This window comes from Streptomyces sp. 3MP-14 (genome assembly GCF_006334905.2).
Classification (GTDB): domain Bacteria; phylum Actinomycetota; class Actinomycetes; order Streptomycetales; family Streptomycetaceae; genus Streptomyces; species Streptomyces triticirhizae.
This window is the reverse complement of sequence record NZ_VDLZ02000019.1, coordinates 55,984-79,955: the sequence shown is the minus strand read 5'-3', so window position 1 is coordinate 79,955 and position 23,972 is coordinate 55,984. Positions and strand designations below refer to the sequence as shown.

Here is a 23,972-nt window from a genome sequence, read left to right as displayed (position 1 = left end):
CGGGGCTACTGCGCTGGGCCGACCGGGTCAGCGGCGGCCGCCGGTGGACCGCCCTTGCCCGCGACGAAGGTGTGCGCCGCCTTGTCGTGCCAGCCCTGTCGCCAGGGTTGGTCCCGGACGGCCAGGATCATGTTGACGATCCCGACCAGCACCAGCGACAACAGGTTGTAGACCAGCCATCGGTTGATCGCCCGGCCGAACGAGGGCGGCTCCTGCCGCTCCATGTCCAGGACCTTGAGACCGAGCATCGCCTTGCCCAGGGTGGTGCCCCACAGCGCGACGGGCAGCACCTCGAAGAGCAGGCCGACGCCGAGGAACACCCCGAGCACCATGGCGAGATAGCCGCCGGTGGTGCCGTCGATCAGCCACACCGTCTCGTTGACGCCGGCCCGCTCGATGGCGTCGATCCGGTCGCTGATGTGGTCGCTGGCCTCGCTCAGCAGCGGGACGGCGAGGGCGGCGGCGCCGCCGAGCGGGAGGATGGAGTCGATGATCCGGGCGAAGAGCCGCTTGCCGGGCGACGCGGGGTACATCTGCTCCGGGTCGGTGAACCGCGCCATCATCGTCAGCGGCGCGCCCTCGTGGGACTGGAGGTACGCCGACTGCGCGTGCGGCTGCTGGGGTTGCCCGGGGGCCGGCTGACCGCCGGGCCCCCCGGCCTGCGGCGGGTAGCCGTAGCCACCGGGCTGCTGGCCGGGGGCCGGCGGACCGGGCTGGCCGCCGGGAGGCGGGAAACCGTAGCCGCCGCCCTGCTGGCCAGGGGCCGGCTGACCCGGCTGACCCGGCTGGCCGGCCTGGGGTGGGAAACCGTAGCCACCGGGCTGGCCGGGGGCCGGCTGACCCGGCTGACCGCCGGGAGGCGGGAAACCGTAGCCGCCGCCCTGCTGGCCAGGGGCCGGCTGACCCGGCTGGCCCGGCTGGCCGGCCTGGGGCGGGAAGATCTGGTGCGGCTGCGGAACGCCCTGGGCGGGGCTGGGCTGGCCCGGGGCGGGCTGGCCGGCGCCGGGCGGCGGGAAGCCGTAGCCCTGCTGCGGGGGTTGCCCGGCCTGCTGCTGCTGCCCGGGCGCGCCCGAACCGGCGGGCGGGGCGGCCGCGTTGGCGGGGCTCGGCGTCCCCGGCAGGCCAAGTCCCGGAGGACCACCGGCCGGACCACCGGCCGGAGGATTCGCGGCCGGCGGCTGCTGCGGCGCGGCGGACGCCGGCGGCTGCGGCTGCGGCTGCGGCTGCGGCGAACCGGACGGCGCCGTCGCCGCGTTGGCGGCGCTCGGCGTCCCCGGCAGGCCAAGTCCCGGAGGACCAGCGGCCGGACCACCGGCCGGAGCATTCGCGGCCGGGGCGTTCGAGCCCGCCGCCGGGGGCCGCTGCTGGGGAAGGTCCGCCTGGCGCAGGCCGAAGGTCTGCTCGTTGCGGCTCTCCGGCTTGTCCTTCGGCCGGCCGCCCGACTGCTGGGGCACGGCCGGCGGCGGCTCCGAGCCCTCGGACGGGGTCCGCACGAACTGGCCCCTGGGGTCAACGCGCCCGGCGGCGGCCACCGGTGAGGTGCTCACGTCCTCGTCCGGCCGGCCCCCGCCCACGTGCTGGTCGCGACTGGCGGCGATCTCGGCGCGGTTCTGCCGGACGGGCAGCGCTCCCCTGGCGTTCTGGTCGCCCTGCGCCGGCGGGACCGAGGAGGCGCCCGCCGTCGGCGGCGCGGGCAGGGGCTCGCCTTCCCTGGGCTCGGGCCGGCTGCTGCCGGCGACCCAGGTCTGGCCGTCCCAGTACCGGATGTAGCCCGGAATGGACGGGTCGGGATACCAGTTGGGCCCCGGGCCGCCGCTGGCGTTTCCTGCGGGTGGGAGGCTCATAGGCGGGCCGAATCTCCTCGTCCGTGCATCGTGCTGATGGTCGCTGCGGGATACGATGCTACGTCGCCGCGCGAACGGCGGTATCCCCCATCAGTCTGTCGTACCACGGACCCTAACCAACAGCCGTGGCGACCGGGGAACCGAGGCACCTCAAGTGCCCGCGCCAGCGCCCGACTCCCGTCGCCCGGTGGCCCGTTGACGCCCCCGCCGCCTCCCCGGCGCGGGAACCGTGGAGAAAAAGTCCGGCGAACCCGCGTAAGAGTCGCCGCACCTCCCCCTCTCCTCCCCACAGCGGCGCCAACCGGCCGCCGCGCGGCGCCCTCGGCGGCCCGAAGGAACGGACCTGGGAACAACCCGAGATCAAGGGGGTCTTGACCATGCAGACCATCATCGAGCGGGAGCTGGACATCCAGTTGGTGCTCTCCGCCGACCGCAGCATCCCCGTCCCCGCCCGGCTCACCTACCGCTCGGACGACCCCTTCGCCGTGCACATCACCTTCCACATCGGCTCGGACTCGCCCGTGCACTGGACCTTCGCCAGGGAGTTGCTGGTCGAGGGCGTCTTCCGGCCGGCGGGGCAGGGGGACGTGCGGGTGTGGCCCGAAGCGCCCGAGGAGTACCAGCCGTGGGGGACCCGGATCTGTCTGTCGTTGCGCTCGCCCGACGGCGACGCGCTGCTGAGGATTCCCGCGCACACCGTCGCGGCCTGGCTGGAACGCACCATGCGGGTGGTGCCGCCGGGACGGGAGGGGCGGGAGGGCGATCTGGACGCGGAGTTGGCGGCCCTGCTGGCGGCCCCGTTCGCCGAGCACCCCGGGTTCGCCGGGTTCGCCGAGCGGTCCGAGCCCGAGGCGCGGCACGAACGGGCCGCCGAGCCCGAGGGCAGCTCGGAGCTACCGTCGAGGCCGGCGGACCCGGCGCGGCTGGCCGACCTCGGCGACCTGGCCGACCTCACCGACCTGCTCGGGCTCCCCGACCCGGGCCGGCGCGCCGCCGGCGACCTCCTCCCCGGCCGGCGCGACCTCGTTCCGCTGGGCGACCTCGCCGACCTCGCCGACCTCGGCGACCTCGGCGGGCTGCCCGACGTCGGCGCGCTCGCCGACCCCGCCGTCGACCTCCCCGAGCGGGGCGGCGACGACCCCGCCGACGCCGCCGGCTGAGCCCGCCGCCGCGTGCCGCACCAGCGGGATCATCCGCAGCGGCACCGGGTGGGAGAGCGCGATCACGGTCGAGGAACGCACGATGCCGGGAAAGCCCACGACCTGGTCGATCACCCGCTGGAGGTCCTCGTTGGAGCGGGCCACCAGCCGGCACAGCAGGTCGCCCTGGCCGGTGATGGTGTGGAGTTCCAGCACCTCGGGGACCCGGCTGAGGTGGCGGCGGACCCGTTCGCCCACGCCCTGGGTGATCTCCAGGGTGACGAAGGCGGTGACCGGGAAGCCGATGGCCGCCGGGTCGATCTCCGGGCCGAAGCCCCTGATCACGCCCCGGGCGCGCAGCTTCTCCAGGCGCGCCTGCGCGGTGCCGCGCGCGACCCCGAGCCGGCGGCTGGCCTCCAGCACGCCGATGCGCGGCTCGCGCGCCAACAGCTCGATCAGCCGGGCGTCCAACGCGTCGATCGCCATCCCTCACGCCCCTCCCGCACCACGGGCCCACCGGCCCTGGGCATCCTGTACGGAACGTCCCCCGAACCCCGGGACACACTGCACAACATGCCCAGAGAAAGCGCCAACTATTGCACAGAGTGCAGGACGGGCGCACCCTTCGAGCATGACTGCGCACACAAGCAACGAGGCCCGCGAGCACGACCCGTTCCCCGTGCGGGGCATGGACGCGGTGGTCTTCGCGGTGGGCAACGCCAAACAGGCGGCGCACTACTACTCCACGGCGTTCGGGATGACCCTCGTCGCCTACCGGGGCCCCGAGCACGGCAGCCCCGAACTCGCCTCCTACGTCCTGGAGTCGGGCGGCGCCCGCTTCGTGCTGACCTCGGTGATCAGGCCGGAGAGCGCGGAGGGCCACCGGCTGGCCCGGCATGTCGCCGAGCACGGCGACGGCGTGGTCGACCTGGCGATCGAGGTGCCGGACGCCAGGGCCGCGTTCGCGCACGCGACCGCCCAGGGCGCCCGGCCGCTGGCGGAACCGGAGGAGTTCTCCGACGAGAACGGCACGGTGGTGCTCGCCGCCGTCGCCACCTATGGCGAGACCCGCCACACCCTGGTGGAACGCGGCGACTACAAGGGCCCCTACCTGCCCGGCTACGTCCCGGCAGGACCGCTGGTCGCCCGCCCCGAGCGGCGCTTCTTCCAGGCGGTCGACCACTGCGTGGGCAATGTCGAACTGGGTCGGATGAACGAGTGGGTGGAGTTCTACCAGCGGGTGATGGGCTTCACCAACATGAAGGAGTTCGTCGGCGACGACATCGCGACCGAGTACTCGGCGCTGATGTCCAAGGTGGTCGCCGACGGCTCGCGGAAGGTGAAGTTCCCGATCAACGAGCCCGCGCCGGGCCGGAAGAAGTCACAGATCGACGAGTACCTGGAGTTCTACGGCGGGCCCGGCGTCCAGCACATCGCGCTGGCCACCAACGACATCGTCGCCACGGTCGCCGCGATGCGCGCGGCGGGCGTGGAGTTCCTGGGCGTTCCCGACTCCTACTACGACGAACTCGGCTCCTGGGTGGGCGAGACGCGGGTGCCGGTGGAGACGCTGCGCGAACACCGGGTGCTGGCCGACCGGGACGAGGACGGCTACCTGTTGCAGATCTTCACCAAGCCGGTACAGGATCGGCCGACGGTCTTCTTCGAGTTGATCGAACGGCACGGGTCGATGGGATTCGGAAAAGGGAACTTCAAAGCTCTCTTCGAGGCAATCGAGCGTGAACAGGCGCGGCGGGGGAATCTGTAACTACACCACCCCCCACAACCGCCCCCGCGACCTGCACTCGCGGGGGCGGTTTCCGTCTCCGGTCCTGGCGTTCGGGGCTCGCCGCTCAGCAGGCGGGGACCGCGCCGTCGTCGCCCGAGGCCAGCGCGCGCAGGCTGTCCACCGCGCCCTCCAGGGTCTCGACGGGGACCAGCCGCAGCCCGTCGGGCGCGTTGCCCTCGGCCGCCGAGCACTCGTCGCGCGGCACCAGGAACACGGTCGCGCCGTCGTCCCTGGCCGCGTGGGTCTTCAACGGAACGCCGCCGACCGCACCCACCCGCCCCTCGGCGTCGATGGTGCCGGTGCCGGCGATCACCTCGCCGCCGGTGAGGTCGCCGCCCGAGCCGTCGCCGTCCAACAGCGCGACCACGCCCAGCGAGAAGAGCAGCCCGGCGCTGGGGCCGCCGACGTCGGAGAGGTTCAGCTCCACCTCGACGCCCTCGTCCGAGCGGCCGAGATAGCCCAACGCCGCCGTCACGGCCGCGTCCTGGGAGGAGCGCATCTGCTCCTCGTTGTGGTCCCTGATCTCCTCCGGCGAGTCGCCCACCGGGTAGACGGACTCCCGTGGCAGCACCGCGCGGTCGTCGGCGAAGTAGCCGCCGATCACGTCGGCCAGCCGCACGGTGGCGTCGGGCGAGGTCGCGTTGATGGTGGTCATCCGCAACTCGCCCGCGCTGGGCAGGGTTTCGGCGCCCTCGATCCGGATCACCGGGGAGCCGTCGTGCTCGCCCAGCACGTCGGCCGTCATCCCCGGCTCGGTCACCGCGAACGGCAGCGGCGCCAGCGCGGCCACCGCGAGCAGCGCGGCGAACGCCACGCCGCAGCCCGCGAGCACCCGGCGCCTGCGGCGCTCGGACGGTGCGGGGTCGGCTGAGTCGGGGGTGGCCTTCGATGCGGCCGGCGCTGCGGGCATGGCAGCGAATCTAACGCAGCGGACGCCGCGTTCCGGCCCGAGCCTCCGGCCGCACGGCCGGCGGTGACGGCGGAGAGCCCGCGGAACGTGCGAGCGCCGGCGCGCGGCGTCCGCTCAGCACAACGCGGCGGCTCAGCGCGGCGCGTCCGCTCGACGCGCCGCGTCCGCTCAGCGCAGCGCGTCCGCGACCTCCCTGGCCGCCTTGATCACCCGGGGGCCGACCTCGGGCGGCACGGTCTCGCTCAGCATCACCACGCCGACGCTGCCCTCAACCCCGCACTCCGCCGGCAGCGGCGCCGCCGCCCCGCTGGCTCCGGCCTCCAACTCCCCGTGGGTGGCGACGAATCCGTCCTCGTTGTCGATGTCCTTGCAGCGGCGGGTGAGGATCGCCCGGCCGGCCGCCCCGCGCTCCAGCGGATGCCGGAAACCCGTGCGGTAGGCGACGTGGTAGTCCGTCCACGTCGGCTCGACCACGGCGATGGCCAGCGCGTCCGTGCCGTCAACGACGGTCAGATGGGCGGTGGCGCCCAGCTCCTCGGCGAGCGAGCGCAGCGCCGGCAGCGCCGCGTCCCGCACCAGGGGGTGCACCTGGCGGCCCAGGCCGAGCACGCCGATCCCGACCCTGGCCCGGCCGCCGGCGTCGCGGCGCACCAGGGCGTGTTGTTCCAGGGTGGCTATCAACCGGTAGACGACCGTCCGGTTGACGCCGAGTCGACGGGACAGTTCGGTCACGGTCAATCCGTGATCGGTTTCTGCCAGGAGTTTGAGGACTCGCAGTCCTCGATCGAGCGTCTGAGAGGTCTCCGTGGTCACGACGCCCCCTTCTCAGGTGAGCCCGCCGCCCCCGAGCCCGCGTCGCCCGACCCGGCCGCGGCACGCGCGTGGGCCAACGGTCGCGGTTGCCAAGTAGCACAAGCCGGCAGCACGTCCCGGAGGCGGCTCTGCCACCCGGGGTGTACGCGTGTCCGGAAATGTATCCAGAGTTACCGCTCAGCGGAAGAGGCTGTCCAGAATCCGAGCGGCGGCCGGCCGTTCCGCCCGAAAAAACGCCATAACTCACCTTCCTGACCCGCGAGTCGGGCGTTCTCCGGGCGTGCGTCCAAGGTCACACGGGCCCCCGCGAACCCGTCCCGCCCCGCCGGGCTCACCGCATCCGGGTGGCCCACTCCCGCACCTTGCGCATCCGCTGCTCCAACTGCCCGGCCGTCGCCTCGGCCGTGACCGGACCGCCGCAGGCCCGGCGCAGCTCGGTGTGGATCACCCCGTGTGGCTTCCCCGACTGGTGGGAGTAGGCGCCCACCAGCGAGTTCAGCTCGCGCCGCAGCTCCATCAGCTCCTTGTGGGTGACCACAGGGCGCCGCTCGGCCGGCAGCTCGATCAGGTCGGCCTCGGCGTCCGGCTTCCGGCGGCTGTGCGCGATCTGCCGCGCCTGGCGCTTCTGGAGCAACATCTGCACCTGGTCCGGCTCCAACAGCCCCGGAATGCCCAGATAGTCCTGTTCCTCCTCGCTGCCCGGGTGCGCCTGCATCCCGAACTCGGCGCCGTCGTACATCACCCGGTCGAAGACCGCGTCCGACTCCAGCGCCTCGAACGGGAGTTGCTCCTCGTCGCCCGGCTCGTCCCGTTCCCGCTCGGCCTCGGCCAGCAGCGCCGCCTCCTCGGCGAACGGGTCCTCGTCCTCCTTGCCCTTCGGCTTGTCCAGCACATGGTCGCGCTCCAGCTCCAGCTCGTGCGCGAAGCCCAACAGCTGGGGAATCGTCGGCAGGAAGACCGAGGCCGTCTCGCCGCGCCGCCGCGACCGCACGAAACGCCCCACGGCCTGGGCGAAGAACAGCGGCGTCGAGATCGTCGTCGCGTAGACGCCGACCGCCAGCCGGGGCACGTCCACGCCCTCGGACACCATCCGCACCGCGACCATCCACCGGTCGTCCGACGCCCGGAACTCCTCGATCCGGCCCGAGGCGCCCGCGTCGTCGGAGAGCACCAGCGTCGCCGACTCGCCGGTGATCTCGCGCAGCAGCTTGGCGTAGGCGCGGGCGGACTCCTGGTCGCTGGCGATGACCAGACCGCCCGCGTCGTGGATGGACCGACGCACCTCCCGCAGCCGCTGGTCGGCGGCGCGCAGCACCGCCGGCATCCACTCGCCCCTCGGGTCCAGCGCGGTGCGCCACGCCTGCGAGATCGCGTCCCTCGTCATCGGCTCGCCGAGCCGCGCCGCCACCTCGTCGCCGGCCTTGGTCCGCCAGCGCATGTTGCCGCTGTAGGAGAGGAAGATCACCGGCCGCACCACGCCGTCGGCCAGCGCGTTGCCATAGCCGTACGTGTAGTCGGCGACCGAGCGACGCACCCCGTCGACACCCTCGGCGTAGGCGACGAACGGGATCGGGTTGGTGTCCGAACGGAACGGCGTGCCCGTCAACGCCAGCCGCCGCGTCGCCGGTTCGAACGCCTCCAGGCACGCCTCGCCCCAGGAACGGGAGTCGCCGGCGTGGTGGATCTCGTCGAGGATCACCAGCGTCTTCCGCTGCTCGCAGCGGTTGCGGTGCAGCATCGGGCGCACGCCGACGCCGGCGTAGGTGACGGCGATCCCGTGGAACGAACGGCCGAGCGGGCCGGCGCTGTACTCCGGGTCGAGCCTGATGCCTATCCGGGCGGCGGCCTCCGCCCACTGCGTCTTCAGGTGCTCGGTCGGCGCGACGACCGTGACCTGCTGGACGACGTGGTGGTGCAGCAGCCAGGAGGCGAGCGTCAGCGCGAAGGTCGTCTTGCCGGCGCCCGGCGTCGCCACGGCGAGGAAGTCCCGCGGCTGGGTGCGCAGATACTCGTCCATCGCGCCCTGCTGCCAGGCGCGGAGCTTGCTGGCCGTGCCCCAGGGCGCGCGCCCGGGGAAGGCCGGGGAGAGATGGGAGGAGTGGGCGGCGGCCGGCGAGGCGGACGGTTGCGTGGTACTCACGGTCTCCGGGGCGGGGTTCGAGGCGTTCGCGGTCGGACCCACCGAGCCTATCCGCTCCCCGGGGCGCTGCGCTGGCGAGGCGGGGGCTCGGCCCCGGGAGGCGCCCCGGGGGCGCCCCCGGGGGGCCTCGCGGGGGGCCCGCGTGCGTCGTCGAGCACCCGCCCACGACAGTTACTCGCGCAGTTCCCCGCGCCCCCAAACCCCCCACGGGCGCAGGTGATCCGGAGCGTGCAAGCCCACGACCGCTACTCGCGACAGTTGCTCACGCCCCCCACCCCCCAAGGGGCGCGGGGAACGGCGCGGGTGATCCGGGACTCACCGCAGACGACAACCATGAAGCGTGACCAGGTGCGTCGTCGAGCACCGACCCACGACAGTTACTCGCGCAGCTCCCCGCGCCCCCAAACCCCCCACGGGGCGCGGGTGATCCGGAGCGTGCAGGCCCACGACCGCTACTCGCGGCAGTTGCTCACGGCCCCCAACCCCCCAAGGGGCGCGGGGAACGGCGCGGGTGATCTGGGACTCACCGCAGACGACAACCATGAGGCGTGACCAGGTGCGTCGTCGAGCACCCGCCCACGACAGTTACTCGCGCCCCCAAACCCCCCACGGGCGCGGGTGATGCGGTCGGCAACTCCGCGTGCGCGTTGGCAACGCCACGTACCGGCACCCGTTCGACGACATCAGCCCCCGCCGTCTCCCCGAGCCCGCCCGGCGGGGCTTCCCCCGGCAGGGCTTCCCCGGGCAGGGCCGAGGCGGCCGCCGACCGCGATGCTCAGCAACGCGGCGGTCAGCGTCGCCGCGTAGACCGCGACGAACGCGCCCGGGCCCACCGCCGAGGCGGCGGTGGTCTCCGCCGCGTGGCCGGCGGCGGCCGACGCGTCGCCGCCGAGCGCGGCGAAGAGGGAGCCGACGGTGGTCAGCATCACCACGTTGGCGAGGCTGTCGCACAGTTGCAGCGAAGCGACGTTGCCGCCCGCCTCCTTCGGGGTGGAGAAGCGCAGCACCAGCACGCCGACCGTCGACACCACGAACCCCATCCCGAACGCGCCCACGCCCAGCGTCACCACCGGCAGCCACACCGGCACCGCGTCGAGCAGCACCAGCGGCGTGGTGCCGACGCCTAGCGTGATCAGCAGCGTTCCCAGCCGGACCAGCTTGAGGCGGTGCGGCTCGGCCCACGGCCGGGACTGCGCCCAGGAGCCGACCGCCCAGGTCGCGCCGGACGCGGCCAGCGACAACCCGGCCTGGGTGTAGGAGAGATCCCGCTGGGTGACCAGCAGCAGCGGCAGGAACGTCTGCGTCGACAGGTAGGCGGCGGAGATCACCCCGCGCAGCGCGATCACCGACGGCAGCCCGCGCCTGAGCCGGAACGTTCCGGCCGGCAGCAGCCGCGCCGCCGAAGGCGCCAGCAGCGCCAGCCCGACGGCCACCGGCAGCAGCGAGACCCAGCGCAGCTCCTGCCCGCCGTACTGGAGCAGCCCCGCTCCCAGCGCCACGGCGACGGCGAGCCGCAGCCGGCGGCGGTCCAGCGTCCGCGACGCGCCCTCCGGCGGCCCCGAGGCCGACCGCCGCAGCGCCGGGACCAGCACCAGCAGCGGCAGCACCACCAGCACCGTGATCCCGAGGAACACCCAACGCCAGCCCAGCTGTTCGGTGATGGTGCCGGCGATCACCGGGCCCACCATCGAGGGCACCACCCAGGACGCCGAGAACGCGGCCAGCGCGGCCGGCCGCAGCCGCTCGGGGAAGGCCAGCCGGACCGTGACGTAGAGCGCCACGATCACCAGCCCGCCGCCCACGCCCTGGAACGCCCGGCCGACCACGAAGACCCACATCGACTGGGCGGTCCCGGAGAACAGCAGCCCCAGCGCGAAGGTCGCTATCCCGGCCAGCACCGGCGCCAGCGGCCCCGACCGGTCGCACCACTGCCCGGCGACCGACATGCCCAGCAGGCTGGTGGTGAAGAACGCCGAGAACGCGAACGCGTAGAGCGAGACCCCGTTCAGCGCCTCGGCGGCGGCCGGCATCGCCGTGCCCACCGCCATCGCCTCGAAGGCGATCAGCAGCACGGTCGCCACACAGCCCAGCGTCAGGGCGCGGTAGGGGGCGGACAGCACGCCGCCCGCCGGTTCGGCGGGCGGGTCGTGGCGGCCGGCGTCGGAGGTGCGGGCGGGGCCGCCCGTGCCTCCGGATGATCGGATGGGACCGGGTTCTTCCGGGTCGGTGTCGCGCTCGGCGGCCTCGGTGGGTCTCATGCGTCCAAGGTAAGGACCGAATCCGCCCTTTGCCTATGGATAAAGGACCCAGACGTGCTGGTCCCGGCGGCCTAGGCCGAGGGCCGTTCATCCGCCGGACACATAACGCACGGCGTGGGCTCAGCCGTTGGCGCCCACCGCGAACTGGGGCTTGATCGGCAGCCGGTTGACCGGCTGACCGGTCGCCGCCCGCACCGCCGAGGCCACCGCGGCCGGCGAGGCGACCAGCGGCGGCGCGCTCGCCGTCTTGGCGCCGAAGGGCGCGACCACGTCCCGCTCCTCCAGCAGCGCCACCACCTTCACCTCCGGCACGTCGAGCGCCGTCGGCAGCTGGTACGCCGAGAGGTCCGCGTGCCGCACCTCACCCCGCACCACCCGCAGGTGTTCGGTGAGCGCGGCGCCCACGCCCTGGGCGACGCCGGCCTCGATCCTGGTGCGCAGCTGGCGCGGGTTGAGCACCCGCCCCACGTCCTGCGCGACGGCCATCTCCACCACCCGCACCGCGCCGAGTTCGACATCCACGTCGACCACCGCGCGCACGGCGGCGAACGAGAGCCCGACGAACGCGTCGCCCTGCCCCGCCGCGTCCAGCGGCTCGGTCGGGTGCGGGCGGCACTGCGCGGTGGCCCACAGCTCCTTGCCCTCCAGCGCCTCGGCGACCGGCGTGGACAACACCCCGTCGTAGGAGGTGATCCGGCCGTCCTCGATGCTCAACAGCTCCGCCGACATGCCGAAGTTGGCGGCCAGCGGCTGGAGCAGCTGGGTGCGGACCATGCGCGCGGCCCGCTCCACCGCGCCGGCGGAGACCCAGGTGTGCCGGCCCCGGCCGCCGGGCCCGGCCGGCGGCTGGTCGGTGTCGACCGGCGCCACCACCACCTCGTCGACGCCCAGCACCTCCTGCACGATCTGCCGGGCGAGGGTGGCGAAGCCCTGGCCGGTCTCGACGGCCGCGCACAGCACCGTCGCCTGGCTGCCCTCGACGCGGACGGTGGCCGTGGACACCTCGTCGGTGCCCTCGGCGCCCAGCATGTGCACCATGCCCAGCGCATAGCCCACGCCGCGCCGCACCGCCGCCGGGTCGCCGGCGCCGTCCGGGCCGCCGGGCAGCAGCCAGTCCTCGATCGGGCCGTCCTTGGGCAGCGAGGGCAGCGGCGCCTCGCGCACGGCGGCCAGCAGCTCGGCGACCGGCGCCGGGCAGGTCACCGTCTGCCCCGTGGGCAGGGTGTCGCCGGTCGCCAGCACGTTGCGGGCCCGCAACTCCGCCGGGTCCATGCCGAGTTGGGCGGCCAGCCGGTCCATCTGCCCCTCGTGGGCCGCGCACACCTGCAACGCGCCCTCGCCGCGCAGGAAGCCGGCCGGCGGGTTGTTGGTGCGCACCGCCCAGCCGTCGATCACCGCGTTGGGCACCACATAGGGCCCGGCGGCGAACGCCACGGCCGCCGCGAGCGCGTCGCCGGAGTCGTCGGCGTAGGCGCCGGCGTCCATCACCAGCTGCGCCTCGACCTTGACCAACTTCCCCTCGCGGTCGGCGTGGTGCCAGTACCGCAGCAGGGTCGGGTGCCGGTGGGCGTGGCCCAGGAACGACTCCTCACGGGTCGCCGCCAGCTTCACCGGGCAGCCGGTGCGGATCGCCAGCAGCGCCAGCGCCAGCTGGAACGTCTGGTCCTCCCGGTCGCCCAACGAGCCCGGCACGCCCGTCACATAGATCTTGACCTGCTCGGTGGTCAGCCCCAGGCAGCCGGCCAGCCGGTCGCGGTCGGTGTGCGGGTCGGTGGCCGCGACATAGATCTCGACGCCCCCGTCCGGCCGGGGCACCGCCAGGCCCGACTCGGCGCCGATGGGCGCGGAGTCCTGCCGCCCGATCCGGTAGAAGCCCTCGACCACCACCTCGCCGGTGACGTTGGGGTCGCCGTGCCGCAGCGGGATGTGCCGGACGACGTTGCCGTCGGGGTGCGCCGGCGGGTCGGCCTCGAAGGCGCGCTGCGGGTTGGTGACCGCCTCCAGCGGCTCGTACTCGACGGCGATCGCCGCCGCCGCCAGCCGCGCGGTCTCGGGGTGGTCGGCGGCGACGGCCGCCACCGGCTCGCCGTGGTAGCGCACCACCTCGGAGGCGAACGCCGGCCGGTCGGTGACCTGCCGGCCCAGCAGCCCGTCGCCCGTGACGTCCTCGTGCGTCACGACCGCGCGCACCCCCGGCATGGCCTCGGCGTCGGCGGTGTCGATGGAACGGATGCGGGCGTGCGGGTGCGGCGAACGCAGCACCGCCGCCCACAGCAGGCCCTCGGCCCACAGGTCGGCGGTGTACGGGTAGGTGCCCCTGGCCTTGGTCTCGGCGTCGGCCGAAGGGACCGAGGCGCCCAGGCCGTGCGGGTGGGTGCGGGTGCCGCGCGCGGGCTTGGCGCCGGTGGCGGTGTGCAGGGTGACGGTGGTGGCCGCGTCGGCCGGGCCGTGGGGTTCCGCCATCACATGCCTCCTGCCTGGGGATACCCGCCGGCGGCCGTGGCCGGCCCGGCCTGGTGCGGAATGCGGGGCAACGCCGGCTCGGCGGCGGCCGGTTCGGGCGGCGTCGGGCCGGCCTCGGCGGCCACGCGTCCGGCCGTCGGGCGCTCGGCGCCGGCGGCGGCCTCGGCGGCCCGGGCGGCGCGCTCGGCGCGTTCGGCGACCACCTGGCCGACGGCGTTGAGCACGCCCCGGTAGCCGCCGCAGCGGCAGAGGTTGCCGCACAGCGCGCGGCGGGTCTCCAGCTCGGTGGGCGCGTGGTTGCCCTCCAGCAGGTCGTGCACGGTCATCGCCATGCCCGGCAGGCAGAACCCGCACTGTACGTCGCAGCCGGCCAACGCCCGCTGCACGTCCGAGGGTTGGCCGTCGGCGCCGAGCCCCTCGACGGTGCGGATCTCGCTGCCGGCGGCGGTGGCGGCCGGCACCAGGCAGGCGGCGACCAGCCGGCCGTCGACCTGCACCGAGCAGGCGCCGCACTCGCCCTGCGAGCAGCCGTCCTTGGCGCCGGCCAGGCCGAGCCGCTCGCGCAGCACATAGAGCAGGGACTCGCCGATCCAGGCGTCGGCCACCTCGCGCTCGGTGCCGTTGACCCGCAACACGTAGGAGACGCGGGGGTGTTGGCTGCTGCTGGCGGCCTCGCCCGTGTCGGGCTCGGCCGGCGCCGGCTCGGCGGCCTCGGCCGGCTCCGCCGGGTGCGGCTCGCCGCCGGTCCCCGCCGGCCAGGGCGAGGGCGCGGGCGGCTCGTCGGCGCGGCCGGCGTCGGCCGGCCAGGCGTCGGGCTCGGCCTGGTGGCTCGCCGGCTCCTCGGGGCCTTCGCCCAGCGGGCGGCGTTCGGCGCGGCCCTCGAAGGAGCCGGCCAGCGCGGCGGCGGCGCCCTGCCCGAGGGCCGCAGGTCCGGCGGCGGCCGCGCGCGGTCCTTCCCCGAACGGCTCGGCCGGGAAGGGCTCCGCAGGGTAAGGCTCGGCCGGGAAGGACCCCCCCGGGAAAGGTTCCGCCGGCTGCTCGCCGAGCGCGGCGAACGGCATCGTCCACTGCCCCGTCGCGCCCGGGTCGACGCTCGGTCCCGGGGTCGCCACCGGGGCGCTCGGCTCGATCACCGGCGGCTGGTAGCCCTGCCCCGGCGCGGCCAGCGGCTCGCTGCCGCCCCGCTCCGGCAGGCCGCCCGGCAGTTCGAGGAAGCCGGTGGCCTCGGCGTCGTACTCGTTGCCCCAGTTGGGCTGCGGCCCGGGGGCGTTCGGGTCCGGCTGGTGCTCGTTGCTCATCGGAGAGCCCTTCCGAGTCCACGGCGGGCCAGTGCGGCCACGGTACGCCTCAGATGCAGCACGGCGGGCGGGAGTTGAGCGGGTTCGCCGCCGTCCCCCGAGGGTCTCGGGTCGGGGATGCAGGCCATGCCGACGTAGTCGCCGAAAGCGGCCAACGCCTCGGGGGCCAGGCCCCGTTGGCCGTCCCAGTCCACCAGCGAGGCGACCCAGCGCTCCGCGTCCAGCGGGCGCAGCGGCATCGGCGCCACCGCGCCGACGGCGCACCGCACCTCGCGGCGCAGCGGGTCGAGCACCACGGCGACGGAGGCCAGCGCCCGCGAGGGGCCGGTGCGCGAGGTGGCCTTGAGGAACGTCTGGGGGGCGTGCAGCAGCGGGACCCGCACGTGGGCGAGGAGTTCGCCGGGGTTGAGCCGGTCCCGGCCGGCCAGCAGGTGGCTGATCGGGATCTGGCGGCCCTCGCCGTCGGGCGCGGCCACCAGCAGCGTGGCCTCCAGCGCGGCCAGCACCGGCAGGGTGTCGCCGGAGGGCGCGGCGGAGATGATGTTGCCGCCGAGCGTGCCGGCGTTGCGGACCTGGGGCGGCCCGGCGGAACGGGCGGCGGCGGCCAGCGCGGGGATCAGCGCGGAGAAGTCGGGGCGGCTCATCCGGGAGTGGGTCAGACAGGCGCCCAACAGCGCGTGACCGTCCTGGTACGACCAGCCGCGCAGCTCGGCGAGCCGGCCGAGCCCGACCAGGGCCGCCGGCCGCAGCATCCCGGCGTTGACGCTCGCCATCAGATCGGTGCCACCGGCGACGGGAACGGCGGCCGGCGCCTCGGCCAGCGCCGCCACGGCCTCGTCCAACGTGGCCGGTAGCGCGACGAGCTGGGCCGCCCGTGGTACCGGCGCGTGCGTGCTCAATCCAGCTGCCCCTTTCCGGTTGTCCCGGCTGCCCAGCCGTACGGTACGTGCTCCGGGCCCGGACGTGGCAACTCTGGCACATTTTTCGCCGCCGCAGAGGCGTAAGCCCGGTCACCTCAGGGAACAACGGCCCGCGCGGCGCCGGGCGTTGGGGGCGCGCTCACACGATCAGGGCACGCACACGATCAGGGCACCGCTCGAACGCGGATCGGCCACCGTTCGCGCGCGGCAGGCCACCGTTCGCACGCCGCCCGGCCACGGCCCGCGCACCCCGGGCCACGGCTCGCACGCCGCCGGCGCCGGCCGCGTGGGCCGGGCCCGACGGCCGGCGTCGGGGAGCAGGGGGCGGGCGCGGCTACTTGTCGCCGCCCTTGCCGTCCTTGCCGCCACCGAACGAGCCCATGGACTCGTAGATCTCCTTGCAGGTGGGACAGACCGGGTACTTCTTGGGGTCGCGGCCCGGCACCCAGACCTTGCCGCAGAGCGCCACGACGGGGGTGCCGTCGAGCGCGCTGGCCATGATCTTGTCCTTCTGGACATAGTGCGCGAACCGCTCGTGATCGCCGTCACCGTGCGTGGTCTGCGGGGTGGGCTCGACGATCGTGCCGGTGCCCGCTCCGCGCTCGGGCTCCTCAACAGTGCTCATGAGTACCTAGCCTAGTTGAGCGAGGGGTCGTCCGGGTATGTGGCGAGCAGCGCCAGAGTGCCCCGCTGGCGGCGCAGTACCGCCCGCCACAGCCGCTCCGGCTCGGGCACGGAGACGTCGCCCGGCTCGGAGTCCACGACATACCAGGCGCCCTCCTCCAGCTCCCGCTCCAGCTGCCCGGGGCCCCAGCCGGCGTAGCCGGCGAAGATCCGCAGGCTGCCCAGCTCGGCGGCCAGCACCTCGGGCGGCGCCTCCAGGTCGACCAGGCCGATCGAGCCGTGCACCCGGCGCCAGCCCAGCGGACCGACCCCGGGCACCACGGCCAGCGCCAGCGCCGCGTCCAGCGCGACCGGGCCGCCCTGGAAGACCACGCCCGGCTCCCCCGCGAGCTGCGCCCAGGGCTCCAGCACCTCGGACACGTCGACCGGCGTGGGCCGGTTGAGCACCACGCCCAGCGCGCCGTCCCCGTCGTGGTCCAGCAGGAGCACCACGGAGCGGTCGAAGTTCGGGTCGGACAGGGCTGGGGTGGCCACCAGCAGCCGCCCGGTGAGCGAGGGGGCCTCGGACATGCGCCCATGATTCCCCATCCGGGTGTGCCGGGGGAGGGGTGGCCCCGGCCGGGCCGCAGGGACGGGGCGGGGTCGGCGCACTACCATTCCGAGTGGTCCCACGCACCTCCTTTCGAACAGATCGCGAGTTCCATGAGCGACGACGTACTCCTTGTCCACGGCGGCACCCCGATCGAGGGCGAGATCCGCGTTCGAGGGGCGAAGAACCTGGTCCCCAAGGCGATGGTGGCGGCCCTGCTCGGCAGCGCGCCGAGCCGGCTGCGGAACGTTCCGGAGATCCGCGACGTGCGGGTGGTGCGCGGGCTGCTCCAGCTGCACGGGGTGACCGTGCGCAGCGGCGACGAGCCGGGCGAGCTGGTCCTCGACCCCTCGCACGTGGAGAGCGCCAACGTCGCCGACATCGACGCCCACGCCGGCTCCTCCCGCATCCCGATCCTCTTCTGCGGCCCGCTGCTGCACCGGCTGGGGCACGCGTTCATCCCGGGCCTCGGCGGCTGCGACATCGGCGGCCGGCCGGTCGACTTCCATTTCGACGTGCTGCGACAGTTCGGCGCCACCATCGAGAAGCGCGCCGACGGGCAGTACCTGGAGGCCCCGCAGCGGCTGCGCGGTTGCCGGATCCGGCTGCCCTACCCCTCGGTCGGCTCCACCGAGCAGGTGCTGCTGACCGCCGTGCTGGCCGAGGGCGTCACGGAGCTGACCAACGCGGCCGTGGAGCCGGAGATCGAGGACCTGATCTGCGTGCTCCAGAAGATGGGCGCGATCATCTCGCTGGACACCGACCGCACCATCCGGATCACCGGCGTCGACCAGCTCGGCGGCTACACCCACCGGGCGCTGCCGGACCGGCTTGAGGCGGCCTCCTGGGCCAGCGCGGCCCTGGCCACCAAGGGCAGCGTCTACGTCAGGGGCGCCAGCCAGCGGGAGATGCTGACGTTCCTCAACGTCTACCGCAAGGTCGGCGGCGCGTTCGAGGTGGACGAGAGCGGCATCAGGTTCTGGCACCCGGGCGGCCCGCTGAACGCCATCGCGCTGGAGACGGACGTGCACCCGGGCTTCCAGACGGACTGGCAGCAGCCGCTGGTGGTGGCGCTCACCCAGGCGTCGGGGCTGTCGATCGTGCACGAGACGGTCTACGAGTCGCGGCTCGGCTTCACCAGCGCGCTCAACCAGATGGGCGCGCACATCCAGCTGTACCGGGAGTGCCTGGGCGGCACGCCCTGCCGGTTCGGGCAGCGGAACTTCCTGCACTCGGCGGTGGTCTCGGGCCCGACCACGCTCCAGGGCGGCGACCTGGTGATCCCCGACCTGCGGGGCGGATTCTCGTATCTGATCGCCGCGTTGGCGGCGCAGGGCACCTCGCGGGTGCACGGCATCGGGCTGATCAACCGGGGCTATGAGAACTTCCTCAACAAGCTTGAGGAGTTGGGCGCCAAGGTCGAGCGTCCCTGATCGGTCGAGGAGCGCTGACGGGCCCGGATGGGCACGCGTGAGCGACGGGTGAACGAACACGTGTAAGGGGTGGCCCCCTTGGAGGGGCCACCCCTTCAGTCGTCCTCAGCCGAGGGTCACTTGCCCTTGGCGGCTTCCTTCAGCTTGGTGCCGGCGGAGACCTTGACGCTGTACCCGGCCGGGATCTGGATGGGCTCACCGGTCTGCGGGTTGCGGGCGGTGCGGGCGGCACGGTGGGTGCGCTCGAAGGTCAGGAAACCCGGGATGGTGACCTTCTCGTCGCCCTTGGCCACGACCTCCCCCACGGTCTCGGCAAGGGCCGCCAGCACGGCGTCGGCGTCCTTCCGAGTCACCTCGGCGCGCTCGGACAGAGCGGCCACCAGCTCACTGCGGTTCATATTTCGTACTCCCAAGTTCATCTTGCCAATGAGGCGTGAGATCGAAGCCGATGCTGCCAGGACCCACTGACACTGCCAGGACCAGGGGTCCTCCCTGGCACCCGGGTACGCATCCTGCCCTCACCAGTGGCGGGAAGGCCAATCCGAGGCCCCCGGTCGGACGCCCGAAGAGCGCCCAGGTCCCGCAGGTTGCGACGTGCCCGAGGCCGTGCCTCCCGGTCACCCTAAGGGGCAGCCGGAGCGCGGTGGCAACCGACTCGCCGCCCCGCGCGCCGGCGGCCCCGACGGACCCGGGGTGAACGGGCCGGTGTTCCCGGCCCGCGCCAGCGCCCTTGGCCCGCCGCGCCGTTGTGCGCGGGTGACGCGCGACACTCCGCCGTGCCCCCGATTCACCGTGCCGGGGCGGCGAGTTGACACCGCCCGGCCCCGTCGAGCCCCGTTGAACGGTTCAGGCGCGGCGCGCGGCCTCGCGCACCGCCTCGGCCACGGCGCCCGAGACCCGCTCGTTGAACACGCTCGGCACGATGTAGTTGGCGTTCAACTCGTCGCCGCCCACCACGTCCGCCAGCGCCCGCGCGGCGGCCAGCATCATCTCCGTGCTGACCGAACGCGACTGGGCGTCCAGCAGGCCACGGAACACCCCCGGAAAAACCAGCACGTTGTTGATCTGGTTGGGGAAGTCCGAGCGCCCGGTGGCCACCACGGCCGCCGTCTTCCTGGCCAGCGCCGGGTCCACCTCGGGGTCCGGGTTCGCCAGGGCGAAGACAATCGCACCATCGGCCATCGCCGCCACGTCCGAGCCGGTCAGCACGTCGGGCGCGGAGACGCCGATGAACACGTCGGCGCCGACGATCGCCTCGCCCAGAGTGCCGGTGACGCCCTCGGGGTTGGTGTTGTCGGCGATCCAGCGCAGCGGGGAGTCGCCGTCCGCGTCCACGAGATCCGGCCGGCCGGCGTGCACCACGCCGTGGATGTCGGTGACCACCGCGTGCTTGACGCCGGCCGCCAACAGCAGCTTGAGGATGGCCGTCCCGGCCGCGCCGGCCCCGGACATCACCACCCGCACCGTGCCCAGTTCCTTGTCAACGACGCGCAGCGCGTTGTGCAACGCGGCGAGCACCACGATGGCCGTGCCGTGTTGGTCGTCGTGGAAGACCGGGATGTCCAGCGCCTCGCGCAGCCTGGCCTCGATCTCGAAGCAGCGGGGCGCGGAGATGTCCTCCAGGTTGATCCCGGCGAAGCCGGGGGCGATCGCCTTGACGATCTCCACGATGGCGTCCGGGTCCTGGGTGTCCAGGCACAGCGGCCAGGCGTCGATGCCGGCGAACCGCTTGAACAGCGCGGCCTTGCCCTCCATCACCGGAAGCGCCGCGTGCGGGCCGATGTTGCCCAGCCCGAGCACGGCGGAGCCGTCGGTGACCACGGCCACGCTGTTGCGCTTGATGGTCAACCGCCGCGCGTCCTCGGGGTGCGCGGCGATCTGGGTGCACACCCGGGCCACGCCCGGCGTGTAAATCATGGACAGATCATCGCGGTTGCGGATCGGGTGCTTCGACGTCATCTCGATCTTGCCGCCGAGGTGCATCAGGAAGGTCCGGTCCGAGACCTTGCCGAGCGCCACCCCGTCGATCCCGCGCAGCTTCTGGACGATCTCGTCCGCGTGCGCCGTGGAACTGGCCGCGATCGTCACGTCGATGCGCAGCTTCTCGTGCCCCGACGCCGTGACGTCGAGGCCGGTCACCGAGCCACCCGAGGACTCCACCACCGTGGTCAGCTCGCTGACGGCCGTGCCGCTGGCCGGCACCTCCAGCCTGATGGTCATCGAGTACGAGACACTGGGCGCCGTTGCCATGGCCGAACTTCCTTCGCTTCCTCAAAGCCCCTCCGCCCGCGCGCGGCGTGCGAAGAACCGCCGCCGGCGGACCGCTGTCACCTTACGAGAGGCCCCCGTCACGCTGGAAGCCGGGACCGCCGACCGCCCTGACGGTAACAGCGGGGTGCGGGGCGCGGAAGCCGGATCGGAAACCAGCCGCCAGAGCGGAACGCGCGCGGGCGCGGAGCGCAGGGGCTCGGGGAGAGGCAGAGGGGAGAAGAAAGGGCGCCGACCCGCCAGCTCGCCTCGCGGCAAGTGGTCGCTCGTAGCGACAATGGTTGGGCCCGGGGGCATGGAACGGGCCGACGCCATCTCCAGGCTACCGCACTGAGCCCGGGGGTCAACCGGGCTCAGTGCGCAGGTCAGCGCCGTGCGGCGGGGCCGGGGGCGGCGCCGGGCGCAGGCTCGCCGGCCGGCCCGGCGGGCCGCAGCGCCTCCGGCACGCCCGCCGCGTCCGGCCGGTCCTCGGGCCCCGAGAGCACCGTCAGCCGCTGCGTGGAACGGGTCAGCGCGACATAGAGCACCCGGGCCCCCGCCGGCGACTCCGCGACGATCCCGGCGGGCGCGACGACCAGCGTCGCGTCGTACTCCAGCCCCTTCGCCTCCAGGCTGCCCAGCACCACCAGCCGGTCGTCCGCGCCGGCCAGCCAGGACCGCGCGGTGGCCCGCAGGCCCATCGCCACCACCACGCCGACGGTCCCGGTCACCTCGCCCAGCAGGCGTTCCGCCTCCGCGCGCACCGCGTCCGGCAGCTCGTCGGCGCCGGCCGCCACCGCGTACCGGGGCAGCACCCCGGTGGAACGCACCGCCCTCGGCGGCCTGGCCCCCGGCATCGCCCGGGCCAGCACCCCGTCGGCGACCCGCGCGATCTCGGCCGGATTGCGGTAGTTCACGGTCAGCTCGAACCGGCGGCGCGACCGGCCGCCGAGCGCCGCCCGCTGCTCGGCCGCCGCCTCATCGGGCGCCGTCCAGGAACTCTGCGCCGGGTCGCCCACCACCGTCCAACTCGCCTGCCGGCCACGGCGCCCCACCATCCGCCACTGCATCGGCGTCAGGTCCTGGGCCTCGTCCACGATCACATGGGTGTAGTCGAACCGCTCCTCGTCCCGCTGCGAGCGCTCGCCCCGGTCCGCGCGGCGCTCCAGCCGTTCCGCGTAGGTCGTCAACTCGGCGACGCCGCCCAGCGCGTCCAGCTCGTCCAGGCCGCCGCTGCCGCGCCGGGCCGGCGCCGGTCTCGGCGGGGTGCCCAGCAGCGCGCGCAACTCGTCGAGGAGCGCCACGTCGTGGGCGGACAGCCCACGGCCGTCCGGCGTGACGCGGCGCAGCGAACGGGCCAACTGCCGCACCTCGCGCGGCCGCAGCAGCCGGCGCGCCCAACGGGCCAGGCGCTGCTCGTCGGCCATGGCCAACAGCGCCTGGAGCGGGGTGCGCTCGGGCCAGAAGGCGGCCAGGAACTCCTGGAAGACGTCCTCCTCGCCGATGTCCTCGAAGAACGCGTCCCGCGCCTCGGCCGCCAACTCCGGGTCCTGGTAACGGGCGGCGGCGCCCGAACGGTGCCACAGCGCCTCCAGCAGCAGCCGGCGGGCGCGCGGGCGCAGCAGGTTGACGGGCGCCGAGCCGCCGGCCACCTGGCGGCGCACCCGCGCCAACTCGTCCGCGTCCAGCTCGACCCGGCGGCCGAAGGCCACCACCCGCAGCGTCCTGGGCGCCTCGGCGTCCTCGGTGACGCCGCGCGCCACCCGCGCCAACAGCCGCGCCATCACGGCCGATCCCTTGATCGCCGCGACCCGCTGCTCGTCGTAGGCGTCCGCCTCGAACCCGTCGACCAGCGAGCCCAGCGCGCGGATCACCACCTGGCCCTCCTCGCCGAGCGAGGGCAGCACGCCCTCGGTGTAGGAGACCAGCAGCGGCGTGGGGCTGACCACCAGGATGCCGCCGGCGTAACGGCGTCGGTCCTGGTAGAGCAGGTAGGCGGCGCGGTGCAGGGCGACCGCCGTCTTCCCGGTGCCGGGGCCGCCGGTGACCTCGGTCACCTTCCCGGCCGGGGCGCGGATCACCTCGTCCTGCTCGGCCTGGATGGAGGCGACGATGTCGGTCATCCGGTGGCCGCGCTCCCGGCCGAGCGCGGCCAGCAGGGCGCCGTCGCCGACCACCGGCAGTTCGCGGCCGTCCAGCAGCGCGCGCAGCCCCGGGCGCAGCAGGTCGTCCTCGACGCCCAGCACCCGGCGCCCCCGGCTGCGGATCACGCGCCGGCGCACCACCCGGCCCGGGCGGAGCGGGGTGGCCCGGTAGAACGGCGCGGCCGCCGGCGCGCGCCAGTCGATCACCAGCGGAACGTACTCCGCGTCCAGCACCCCGAGCCGGCCGATGTGCAGCGTCTCCGCGATCTCGGCGACCTGCCCGCCGTCGGCGTCCTCGGTCACGGCGTCGTCGGCCGGCTCCACGGAGGTGGACGCGCCGTCCGGGCCGCGTTCCCCGTCCTTGCCGGCGAGCAGGTCGATGCGGCCGAAGAGGAAGTCCTCGAACTCGCGGTTGAGCCGGGAGAGATGAAGGCCCGCCTGGAACACCTGAGCGTCCCGCTCGGCGAGCGCGCCGGGCGTACCCACCTGGCCGCGCCGGGCGGCGTCCGCCATCAGGTACTCGGCCTCATGGATCTTCTCGGTCAGCCGCCCGTAGACGACGTCCAGATGCCGCTGCTCGTCCCGGATCTCCCGGTCTCGCACGTCCAACGCCTCGGCCCCCTTCTGCTGCTGTGGCAGGGCAGCCGACAACCGTACGCGACATTTGCCTACGGCGTTCTCGGGGACGCGACGCGGCGGCCTCCGGCGGTGGCGGACGCGGCTGCGGCAAGGAGAGTGGTTTCGCGCCTGCGGCGCGGGGTGCCTGCGGCGTTCTCGGGGACGCGACGCGGCGGCCTCCGGCGGTGACGGACGCGCCTGCGGCAAGGAGATCGGTATCGCGCCTGCGGCGCGGCGATGCCTCCGGCAGGGGGACGCGCCTCCCGGCGGGACTCCCACGAAACGGAGGTTGCCAGCGGCGTTCTCGGGGGCGGGCTGGGGCCGAGGGACCGGCGCCTTCGCCGGTGACGGGTCGCGCCTGCCGGGGCGGCGATGCCCCCGGCGGGACTCCTACGGAACGGGGGTTGCCTGCGGCGCGGGATGCCTGCGGCGTTCTCGGGGACGCGACGCAGTGGCCTCCGGCGGTGGCGGACGTGGCCGCGGCAAGGAGATCGGTATCGCGCCTGCGGCGCGGCGATGCCTCCGGCAGGGGGGCCGCGCCTCCCGGCGGGACTCCCACGAAACGGGGGCTGCCAGCGGCGCCCCGGGGAGACGACAAGCCCGGACGACGGACCGGCGACCGTAGCTCGGGGACGCCTCCGCCGGTGCCGGGTCGCACCTGCCGGTGGGGCGATGCCTCCGGCGGGGGGACGCGGCCTCCCGGCGAGACTCCTACGGAACGGAGGTTGCCTACGGCGCGGGGT

At 74.4% G+C, this 23,972-nt stretch carries 15 protein-coding genes and 2 pseudogenes; 3 read left to right on the top strand and 14 right to left on the bottom strand.

Annotated features, from left to right (window positions below):
• Window positions 1-5: 5 nt before the first annotated feature.
• A complete protein-coding gene (locus tag FH609_RS31270; protein WP_193318075.1) occupies window positions 6-1,844 on the bottom strand; it encodes an RDD family protein in 1,839 nt (612 codons plus the stop codon).
• Window positions 1,845-2,221: 377 nt separating this feature from the next.
• Here FH609_RS31270 and FH609_RS26905 point away from each other — a divergent pair.
• Window positions 2,222-2,638: pseudogene (locus FH609_RS26905) on the top strand (SsgA family sporulation/cell division regulator); the annotation flags it as partial.
• A gap of 363 nt (window positions 2,639-3,001) precedes the next feature.
• On the opposite strand, the pseudogene FH609_RS26895 reads toward FH609_RS26905, so the two are convergent.
• A pseudogene (locus FH609_RS26895) lies at window positions 3,002-3,469 on the bottom strand (Lrp/AsnC family transcriptional regulator); the annotation flags it as partial.
• 145 nt (window positions 3,470-3,614) lie between these two features.
• On the opposite strand from FH609_RS26895, the gene hppD reads away from it, so the two are divergent.
• Window positions 3,615-4,751, top strand: coding sequence for a 4-hydroxyphenylpyruvate dioxygenase (hppD, locus tag FH609_RS26890; RefSeq protein ID WP_139673146.1), 1,137 nt, complete (start codon window positions 3,615-3,617; stop codon window positions 4,749-4,751).
• 85 nt (window positions 4,752-4,836) lie between these two features.
• On the opposite strand, the gene FH609_RS26885 is transcribed toward hppD, so the two are convergent.
• From FH609_RS26885 to FH609_RS26845, 9 genes are all read right to left on the bottom strand, one after another.
• A complete protein-coding gene (locus FH609_RS26885; protein ID WP_226961976.1) occupies window positions 4,837-5,682 on the bottom strand; it encodes a hypothetical protein in 846 nt (281 codons plus the stop codon).
• A 168-nt stretch (window positions 5,683-5,850) separates the two neighbouring features.
• On the bottom strand, window positions 5,851-6,495 hold the full coding sequence (locus FH609_RS26880) for an IclR family transcriptional regulator (protein WP_139673149.1): 645 nt from the start codon (window positions 6,493-6,495) through the stop codon (window positions 5,851-5,853).
• A 331-nt stretch (window positions 6,496-6,826) separates the two neighbouring features.
• Window positions 6,827-8,635 (bottom strand): DEAD/DEAH box helicase, encoded by a 1,809-nt coding sequence (locus tag FH609_RS26875; protein ID WP_139673153.1) that lies wholly within the window; start codon window positions 8,633-8,635, stop codon window positions 6,827-6,829.
• 683 nt (window positions 8,636-9,318) lie between these two features.
• A complete protein-coding gene (locus FH609_RS26870) occupies window positions 9,319-10,893 on the bottom strand; it encodes an MFS transporter (protein ID WP_139673156.1) in 1,575 nt (524 codons plus the stop codon).
• A gap of 120 nt (window positions 10,894-11,013) precedes the next feature.
• Window positions 11,014-13,356 (bottom strand): xanthine dehydrogenase family protein molybdopterin-binding subunit, encoded by a 2,343-nt coding sequence (locus FH609_RS26865; RefSeq protein WP_139673159.1) that lies wholly within the window; start codon window positions 13,354-13,356, stop codon window positions 11,014-11,016.
• The gene (locus FH609_RS32505; RefSeq protein ID WP_139673162.1) at window positions 13,356-14,654 is read right to left on the bottom strand and encodes a (2Fe-2S)-binding protein; all 1,299 of its coding nucleotides are present in this window, start codon (window positions 14,652-14,654) and stop codon (window positions 13,356-13,358) included. The genes FH609_RS26865 and FH609_RS32505 overlap by 1 nt, the downstream gene beginning before the upstream one ends.
• Window positions 14,651-15,553, bottom strand: a complete 903-nt coding sequence (locus FH609_RS26855; protein WP_122400074.1) for an FAD binding domain-containing protein — start codon at window positions 15,551-15,553, stop codon at window positions 14,651-14,653. The genes FH609_RS32505 and FH609_RS26855 overlap by 4 nt, the downstream gene beginning before the upstream one ends.
• 355 nt (window positions 15,554-15,908) lie before the next feature.
• Window positions 15,909-16,199, bottom strand: a complete 291-nt coding sequence (locus FH609_RS26850) for a DUF3039 domain-containing protein (protein WP_122184173.1) — start codon at window positions 16,197-16,199, stop codon at window positions 15,909-15,911.
• An 11-nt stretch (window positions 16,200-16,210) separates the two neighbouring features.
• On the bottom strand, window positions 16,211-16,768 hold the full coding sequence (locus tag FH609_RS26845; protein WP_139673164.1) for a YqgE/AlgH family protein: 558 nt from the start codon (window positions 16,766-16,768) through the stop codon (window positions 16,211-16,213).
• 132 nt (window positions 16,769-16,900) lie between these two features.
• On the opposite strand from FH609_RS26845, the gene murA reads away from it, so the two are divergent.
• Window positions 16,901-18,220, top strand: coding sequence for a UDP-N-acetylglucosamine 1-carboxyvinyltransferase (gene murA / locus FH609_RS26840; RefSeq protein ID WP_139673166.1), 1,320 nt, complete (start codon window positions 16,901-16,903; stop codon window positions 18,218-18,220).
• A gap of 116 nt (window positions 18,221-18,336) precedes the next feature.
• Here murA and FH609_RS26835 read toward each other — a convergent pair whose 3' ends face one another.
• From FH609_RS26835 to FH609_RS26825, 3 genes are all read right to left on the bottom strand, one after another.
• Entirely contained in the window at window positions 18,337-18,618 is a 282-nt protein-coding gene (locus tag FH609_RS26835; RefSeq protein WP_062203791.1) for an HU family DNA-binding protein, read from the bottom strand.
• A gap of 448 nt (window positions 18,619-19,066) precedes the next feature.
• Window positions 19,067-20,470: an NAD-dependent malic enzyme gene (locus FH609_RS26830; protein WP_139673170.1), complete on the bottom strand. Its 1,404-nt coding sequence runs from the start codon at window positions 20,468-20,470 to the stop codon at window positions 19,067-19,069.
• 383 nt (window positions 20,471-20,853) lie between these two features.
• Entirely contained in the window at window positions 20,854-23,220 is a 2,367-nt protein-coding gene (locus FH609_RS26825; protein WP_139673173.1) for a HelD family protein, read from the bottom strand.
• Window positions 23,221-23,972 lie beyond the last annotated feature (752 nt).